Raw genomic sequence first — 6423 nt, 5'->3', positions numbered from 1 at the left:
CCTTTATACAGTGTTCCGGAAGTATTACATCTGATGATGTAGACATAATAGATTTCCATAAGACCAAAGAGTTAAGGGATTATTATAAGGGAGATACGATTAAAAAAAAAAGCTATTCGGAAGAATAACCTTTAATTTTTTTCAGCGGTCTGGACGGGACTCGAACCCGCGACCCCATGCGTGACAGGCATGTATTCTAACCAGCTGAACTACCAGACCTGAAAATTTCTTAATGTGAGTGTGTAGTTTAAAAAGAATTTTAGCGGTCTGGACGGGACTCGAACCCGCGACCCCATGCGTGACAGGCATGTATTCTAACCAGCTGAACTACCAGACCTAAAATCTTTTTTGATACGTTTAAAGAACGTGCTAAGTGTTGAAAATAATCTGGCGGTCTGGACGGGACTCGAACCCGCGACCCCATGCGTGACAGGCATGTATTCTAACCAGCTGAACTACCAGACCAGAATTATTTTCAATACTTTTCAGAACGTTTGGAGAGCACTTTCTCCTCTTTCAGCGGTCTGGACGGGACTCGAACCCGCGACCCCATGCGTGACAGGCATGTATTCTAACCAGCTGAACTACCAGACCTCAACCATTCTTTCGAGAAGGTGTGCAAATATAGGGCTGTTTTGCGAAAAAACAAACTTTTTTATCAAAAAAATTAGTCTACAGCACCCTCTTTCATCTTCTCTGCATTCTCTGCAAATTGCAGTGCATCGATAATCTCCTGAATATCACCGTCCATGATTGCAGGAAGGTTGTAAAGTGTCAAACCGATACGATGTTCGGTAACACGACCTTGTGGGTAGTTGTAGGTTCTGATTTTTGCCGAACGGTCTCCGGTAGACACCAAAGTCTTTCTTCTGGCAGCGATGTCGCCATTTTTCTTATTAAGTTCTAGCTCATACAATTTGTTACGCAACATCTCCATTGCGCGCTCACGGTTTGCCAATTGTGAGCGTTCTACTTGGCATACCACGACTATACCGGTAGGTTTGTGTGTAAGCTGTACTTTTGTTTCCACTTTATTGACGTTCTGACCACCGGCACCTCCCGAACGTGAAGTTTGCATCTCTATATCACCAGGGTTAAGTTCTACATCCACATCTTCTGCTTCAGGAAGTACGGCTACGGATGCTGCGGAGGTGTGTACACGTCCTTGTGTTTCCGTATCTGGCACCCGTTGTACGCGGTGTACACCTGATTCGTATTTCAGCTGTCCATATACGTCTTCGCCTATAACTTTGATGATAACCTCTTTATATCCTCCCGCTGTTCCTTCCGTAACATCCATAACTTCTGTTCTCCATCCTTTTTTCTCACAGAAGCGGGTGTACATACGGTAAAGGTCGCCCGCAAAAAGAGCTGCCTCATCACCTCCTGTACCACCACGGATTTCGAGGATGGCATTACGTGAATCTTCAGGATCTTTAGGGATAAGCATGAGGCGTATTTCCTCCTCTTTCTCCTCTTTTTGTGTGGAAAGAATTTCCAATTCCTCCTTAGCCATCTCGCGAAGTTCTTGGTCTTTCTCGTTGGCTAAGATATCTTTACTCGCTTCGATGTTGCTTATAATATTTTTATAAATATGGTATTGCTCTACGATTTTGCCTAACTCTTTATATTCTTTGTTCAGTTTCGCAAAGCGCTTCATATCGGAGATGGTGTCAGGCTTGCTTAATTCAGCTTCCACTTCTTCCCATCTTTCTTTGATTGCTTGTAATTTTTCTAACATAATTCTAAAACCTTCAGGTCCAAAAAAGTCTTTTGGATTGGCAAAATTACTGAAAATTTATCTGATTACACGTAGTTTTTTAATGACTTGATACGGCTTTCAATCCGACGATGGATGCGATAAGGGTGAAAATGAAAAACAAACGCCAGAAGTCTGTAGGCTCTTTAAAGAAGATGATGCCTATCAAAACTGTTCCTACAGCTCCAATTCCCGTCCATACGGCGTAGCTGGTACCCATAGGTAGAGTTTGTGTTGCTTTGATCAATAGTCCCATGCTGGCAAAGAGGCAGACCACGAACCCCAGATACCATCCGTACATGGTGGTGCCTGTAGTTTCTTTGGCTTTGCTCAGGCAAGTGGTGAAGCCTACCTCAAACAGTCCTCCTAAAATTAAAAATATCCAGTTCATATGTTTGTGTTTATGAAGTACAAAGATGAGGTAACGGCAGGAAATAACCTTTTACAAATGATAAAAAATTATATCTCTGCACGTATGCGGGATAAAGTTACCTGTGAAACCCCTAGGTAGGAAGCTATATAGCCCAATTTGATGCGCTGGAGGAGCTTAGGTGCTTTTTTCAACAGCTCAGTGTAGCGTTCACTTGCTGATTTGAACAGGCTTTGCATAAGACGTGCTTCGATTTTTAGGGTTTCCAGTTCTGCAAGCTTGCGACCCCAGTTGGCTATGGATAGGGAAGAGGCATAGAGCTCCTGCAGCTCCTGGATAGAAATTCTGTAGATGACACAAGGCTCTAAGGTGTCAACGATTTCGTAGGTTGGAAGAGAGTGAACATAGCTGTTGAGCGGTAATATGATATCACCAGGAAAGCAGAAGTCCAGTACAACCTCTTTTTCTTCCTTCGGATAAAAAATGCGGCATATGCCTTCTTCGAGAAAATAGATGTATTTGTTTACCTCTTGGTGTTGGATGAGTATCTCTCCTTTAGAAACGCAGAGTTTATGGGCTATGGCAATAATCTTATCCATATCCTCTTCCACGAGTGGATATATCTGTTGTATGCCTTTTGTTAGCTCCATTTTTCTAAGGATAGGTTTTCACCGTCCCATACGGCATAAGTGCAATGGTTGATCCATTCTCCGAGATTCACGACTTCTGTACTATTGTTCACCTTGATATGATAAGGAACATGTCTATGTCCAAAGACCATATAGTCGAAATGTTCTTTTTGCAAAAGCTCTTTACTATAGATGATGAGCCATTCTTTGTCTTCTCCCAGAAAAGTTTCCGGTGCTTGACTCGAGATGCGACTGTGGCGTGACCAACGTGTAGCTATGCCTATACCTAGGTTGGGGTGTAAGCGTGCGAAAAGCCATTGACACAAGGGACTTCGGAAAATCTTTTTCAGCATCTTGTATTTTCTGTCTCCCGGACCTAAACCATCACCGTGATGTATATAGAATTTCTTTCCATTTAGGTTGAGCTCCAGTTCATTATCGATGATGGAGGCTTTCAGCTCTTTCTTCAGATAACCAAACATCCACATGTCGTGATTCCCCTTGAAGAAAGTCAGCTTGATGCCCATGTCTGCCAGTTCTGCTAATTTCCCTAGGAAGCGAATATATCCTTTGGGAACGACAGTAGCATATTCAAACCAAAAGTCAAAGATGTCTCCTACAAGATATAATTCTGCAGCATCTTTCTTAATATGGTCAAGCCAGCTGACGATTGTCCGCTCCCGTTCTTCCGATTTGGATTGAGGATATGCTCCTAGATGGAAATCTGATGCAAAATATATCTTGTCTCTTGGTTGCATATTGGTCAAAATTACCAAAATAGCACATGCAAACAAACCATTATCTGCAAACTCCCAATATTTATTAGCTTTGTGTTATAAATTTTAAATTATGAGAAAGAATATAAGTTCAGGTTTGGTCATGATGATGGCTCTAGTAAGTTGTCAGTCACAGAATAAAATTGAAGCATTGAAAAATATCACATTAAAACCTTACCCGCAGACCGAAAAGATAGACCACAAAGATGTTTATTTCGGTACAGAAGTAGAAGATCCTTATCGTTGGCTGGAAGACGACCTTTCGGATAAGACTAAGGCTTGGGTCAAAGAACAGAATGAGGTGACGCAGGATTATCTTTCACAGATTCCTTATCGCGAAGCTATCAAGCAGCGCCTAGAATATTTGTGGAACTATGAAAAGTATTCTGCACCTTTTGAGGAGGGGGAATATATTTATTGGTTCAAAAATGACGGACTTCAAAACCAGTCCGTACTTTATAGGAAGAAAGGAGAAAATGGTAAAGAAGAAATCTTCTTAGATCCAAACAAATTTTCGGAAGATGGGACCACTTCGCTGGCAGGCATCTCTTTCAGCAAGGATGGCTCCTTAGTGGCCTATCAGATTTCTGAAGGCGGATCGGATTGGCGTAAGGTTATCGTCATGCGTACTGCGGATAAATCCATTGTAGGAGATACATTAGTCAATGTTAAATTTTCGGGATTGGCATGGAGAGGAAACGAAGGGTTTTACTACAGTTCCTACGACAGACCTAAAGAAGGTTCTATTCTGTCGGCAATGACAGACGCTCATAAGCTATATTTTCATAAGCTTAATACCCCACAGACCGACGATGAGCTCATCTTAGGAGGTGAAAATCTCAAAAGACGATATATAGGTGCTTATCTTACGGAAGATGAGCGATTTTTGGTTGTAAGTGCCGCCAATACTACTTCCGGCAATGAGTTGTATATCAAAGATTTGACTATACCTAATTCGGATTTTGTGGCCATCGTTCCGAATATGGACAAAAATCACGCTGTGCTGGACAATGAAGGCTCACGGCTGATAATCTATACAGAGCTAAATGCTCCTAATGGTAAGATTGTTACGGTGGACTTTGCCAATCCTACCCCAGATCATTGGGCAGATCTTATTCCAGAGACGGAGAATGTCCTTACCCCTTCTGTAGGAGGAGGTAAGATTTTTGCCACTTACCTAAAGGATGCTATCTCCATGGTTAAGCAGTATGACCGGAACGGAAAGCTGGAAAGAGAAATTGAGCTGCCAGGAGTAGGTACTGCCAGCGGATTCAGTGCAAAGAAAAAGGATAAGCACTTATATTATTCCTTTACATCGTATATCCATCCAAACACAATTTATAAATACAATATCGAAACGGGTAAATCCGAAGTTTATAAAGAATCGGGAGTGAAGTTTGACCCTTCACAGTATGAGTCCAAACAAGTGTTTTATACCTCTAAAGATGGAACGAAAGTGCCGATGATTATCACCCATAAAAAAGGGATAAAGCTTGATGGGACGAATCCAACCCTATTGTACGGTTACGGAGGATTCAATATCAGTTTGACACCTGCCTTCAGCCTAGCACAGGTAATACTGTTAGAACAAGGAGGAGTATATGCTGTGGCTAACCTTCGTGGAGGTGGCGAATATGGAGAAAGATGGCATCTGGCAGGCACCAAGATGAATAAGCAGAATGTGTTTGATGACTTTATTGCTGCGGCAGAATATCTGATTAGTGAAAAATATACATCTTCTGAACGTTTGGCTATCGCGGGAGGCTCCAACGGAGGTCTTTTGGTAGGAGCATGTATGACGCAGCGTCCGGAGCTCTTCAAGGTGGCATTCCCTGCCGTAGGGGTGATGGATATGTTACGTTACCATAAGTTTACGGCCGGTGCGGGATGGGCCTTTGATTACGGTACTTCGGAGGACAGCAAAGAGATGTTTGAATATTTGTATCGTTATTCTCCGTATCATGCGTTGAAACCCGGCGTAGCCTATCCGGCGACGATGATCACCACGGCAGATCATGACGACCGTGTGGTGCCAGCACATTCTTTCAAGTTTGCCGCACGCCTTCAGGAGTACCACAAAGGAAACCATCCGGTCCTTATTCGCATAGATACGAAGGCAGGACATGGTGCCGGAAAATCGACGTCAATGCAGATTGAAGAATATGCAGATCGATGGGCCTTCATGTTTCAGAATATGGGCATTGGCTATACCGAAATTAAATAGTAAATTAGTAGGACGACGAGAAGGTCGTCCTTTTTTATGGTAGAAAAGTTAATCCGACATATCCAAGGTATAGTGGCTCTCTCATCAGAAGAGATAGATATTATCAAGAGCTTAGTGAAGGAAAGGGAGGTGCCACGCAAAAAGTTTTTGCATCAGGCAGGAGAAATCCCATATTATTCTGCTTTTGTGGTGGAAGGATGTTTACGCTCATATACCGTAGACCGTAACGGATTTGAACATATTCTGCAGTTTGCTCCAGAAAACTGGTGGATTTCGGATATGTACTCTGTTGTGAAGAATCAACCCAGCATTCTTTATATCGATGCACTTATTGACAGCAAGGTTCTGTTGCTAAGCAGAAGTTGCCAGCTGTCGCTTTTCGATAGTATTCCTAAGTTGGAACGGTATTTCCGCATTCTGACGGAAAATGCACTGGCCTCCAGCAATCAACGAACGATAAACTATCTAAGTCTTTCCGCGAAGGAGAGGTATGAACGCTTTTGCGAGATGTATCCTTCTCTCATACATACCATTCCTCAAAAATCCGTTGCCTCCTATATAGGCATCACTCCTGAGTTTTTGAGTAAGCTGCGTGCCGAAAGAATAAAGGCTAATTCTTAATGTAAGTTAAGAAATACGCCAGAAGGGTGAATTATCTTTGTGTA

General features: G+C 42.5%; 6 protein-coding genes and 4 tRNA genes. 2 read left to right on the top strand and 8 right to left on the bottom strand.

Features of this window, described 5'->3' with window-relative positions; all coding sequences use genetic code 11:
• Positions 1-145: 145 nt before the first annotated feature.
• The 8 genes from ABD873_RS01400 to ABD873_RS01365 all read right to left on the bottom strand — a co-directional run bounded on the left by ABD873_RS01400 (position 146) and on the right by ABD873_RS01365 (position 3516).
• Positions 146-219, bottom strand: a tRNA-Asp gene (locus tag ABD873_RS01400).
• 44 nt (positions 220-263) lie between these two features.
• A tRNA-Asp gene (locus ABD873_RS01395) sits at positions 264-337 on the bottom strand.
• A 51-nt stretch (positions 338-388) separates the two neighbouring features.
• Positions 389-465 (bottom strand) — tRNA-Asp (locus tag ABD873_RS01390).
• Positions 466-520: 55 nt separating this feature from the next.
• Positions 521-594, bottom strand: a tRNA-Asp gene (locus ABD873_RS01385).
• A gap of 73 nt (positions 595-667) precedes the next feature.
• Positions 668-1741: a peptide chain release factor 1 gene (prfA, locus tag ABD873_RS01380; RefSeq protein ID WP_039053743.1), complete on the bottom strand. Its 1074-nt coding sequence runs from the start codon at positions 1739-1741 to the stop codon at positions 668-670.
• A 79-nt stretch (positions 1742-1820) separates the two neighbouring features.
• Complete coding sequence (locus ABD873_RS01375; protein WP_039053742.1) at positions 1821-2150, bottom strand: DMT family transporter; 330 nt, start codon at positions 2148-2150, stop codon at positions 1821-1823.
• A gap of 68 nt (positions 2151-2218) precedes the next feature.
• Positions 2219-2779, bottom strand: coding sequence for a Crp/Fnr family transcriptional regulator (locus ABD873_RS01370; RefSeq protein WP_039053741.1), 561 nt, complete (start codon positions 2777-2779; stop codon positions 2219-2221).
• A complete protein-coding gene (locus tag ABD873_RS01365; RefSeq protein WP_345063613.1) occupies positions 2770-3516 on the bottom strand; it encodes a UDP-2,3-diacylglucosamine diphosphatase in 747 nt (248 codons plus the stop codon). Before ABD873_RS01365 ends, ABD873_RS01370 begins: the two co-directional genes overlap by 10 nt.
• A gap of 91 nt (positions 3517-3607) precedes the next feature.
• On the opposite strand from ABD873_RS01365, the gene ABD873_RS01360 reads away from it, so the two are divergent.
• Both ABD873_RS01360 and ABD873_RS01355 read left to right on the top strand, forming a co-directional pair.
• The gene (locus tag ABD873_RS01360) at positions 3608-5758 is read left to right on the top strand and encodes a prolyl oligopeptidase family serine peptidase (RefSeq protein ID WP_345063610.1); all 2151 of its coding nucleotides are present in this window, start codon (positions 3608-3610) and stop codon (positions 5756-5758) included.
• A 36-nt stretch (positions 5759-5794) separates the two neighbouring features.
• Positions 5795-6379: a Crp/Fnr family transcriptional regulator gene (locus tag ABD873_RS01355; RefSeq protein ID WP_345063607.1), complete on the top strand. Its 585-nt coding sequence runs from the start codon at positions 5795-5797 to the stop codon at positions 6377-6379.
• The last annotated feature ends 44 nt before the right edge of the window (positions 6380-6423 follow it).

This window comes from Sphingobacterium thermophilum (assembly GCF_039541675.1).
GTDB lineage: Bacteria > Bacteroidota > Bacteroidia > Sphingobacteriales > Sphingobacteriaceae > Sphingobacterium > Sphingobacterium thermophilum.
The sequence above is the reverse complement of the archived record's forward strand: the minus strand, read 5'-3'. Positions and strand labels throughout refer to the sequence as shown.